This is a genomic window from Tistrella arctica (assembly GCF_039630945.1).
GTDB lineage: Bacteria > Pseudomonadota > Alphaproteobacteria > Tistrellales > Tistrellaceae > Tistrella > Tistrella bauzanensis.
In genome coordinates this window covers 1-1225 of sequence record NZ_JBBKTV010000034.1, presented here as the reverse complement: position 1 = coordinate 1225, position 1225 = coordinate 1, and the positions used below count along the sequence as shown (strand labels likewise).

1 protein-coding gene is annotated in these 1225 nt (G+C 65.6%); it reads left to right on the top strand.

Annotated features, from left to right (window positions below; genetic code table 11):
* Window positions 1-37 precede the first annotated feature (37 nt).
* Complete coding sequence (locus WG924_RS28060; protein ID WP_345936336.1) at window positions 38-1207, top strand: ISAs1 family transposase; 1170 nt, start codon at window positions 38-40, stop codon at window positions 1205-1207.
* Window positions 1208-1225: the final 18 nt, after the last annotated feature.

The window sequence follows — 1225 nt, the reverse complement described above, 5'->3', positions numbered from 1 at the left end:
CGTGATTCTCTGAATCACCCTGATTTGGAGGACTGCTATGCCGCTGACTGGCCCGGCCCGTGGAGAGACGTCGCGTCTTGGCGCGCTGCTCGACCATTTTTCTGTGATCGAGGATCCGCGTGAGCCGTGGCGGGTGGCGTATCCCTTGCCGGAGGTTCTGCTGCTGGTGGTCTGCGGCACGATTGCCGATTGTGATGACTACGATCACATCGCGGCCTGGGGTGAGGCCCATCTGCCATTCCTGCGCCAGATCCTGCCTTACCATCACGGCGTGCCGGGCGGACGCTGGCTGACCCTGCTGATGAACCGGATCGATCCGGCGCTGTTTTCGGCCTGCTTCACGGCCTGGGTGCGCGAAACCTGGCCCGAGCGGCCCGATCTCGTCGCCATCGACGGCAAAACCTCGCGGCGCAGCCACGACCGCAGCGCCGGCAAGGCGCCGCTGCACCTGGTCTCGGCTTTCGCGACCACCAGCCGGCTGGTGCTCGGCCAGGAGGCGGTCGCCGACAAGTCCAACGAGACCACCGCCATTCCGGTTCTGCTCGACCGTCTGGCGGCCAGGGACGGCCTCAAGGGCGCCACCGTCAGCATCGACGCCATCGCCTGCAATGCCACTATCGCCCAAGCCATTACCGATGTCGGCGCCGACTATCTCCTGGCAGTCAAGGCCAACCAGCCGACCCTGCGCAGCGAGATCGAGGACTACTTCGCCAACGCTCCGGCAGACATCCTCGACAGCGTCATCGACCTGGACAAGGGGCACGGCCGCATCGAGGAACGGAGCGTCACCGTCAGCCGTGAGACCGAGTGGCTCGCCGGCGAGCGCCGTTTCCCCGGCGAACTGCGCCTGCCCGGCGCCACCACCATCATCAAGGTCCGCTCCCGAACCGAACTCAAGGATCGCTGCCGCACCGACACCCGCTACTACATCTCCTCCGCCGCCCTCACCGCCGAGGCTGCCGCTCACGCCGTGCGCGGCCACTGGGGCATCGAAAACCGCCTCCACTGGGTGCTCGACGTGGTGTTCGGCGACGATCAGGCCCGCTTGCGAACCGGGCACGGCGCAAAAAACATGGCCGTCGTCAGGCACTTCGCCATCAACCTCGTCCGCGCGGTCGCAGACAAAAAGAGCCTGAAACTCAGGCGCAAGCTCGCAGGCTGGGATGTCAAATACCTCGCTTCCATCCTCGGGTTACCTCTCCGTTAACCTGGATTCGGAGCCCTG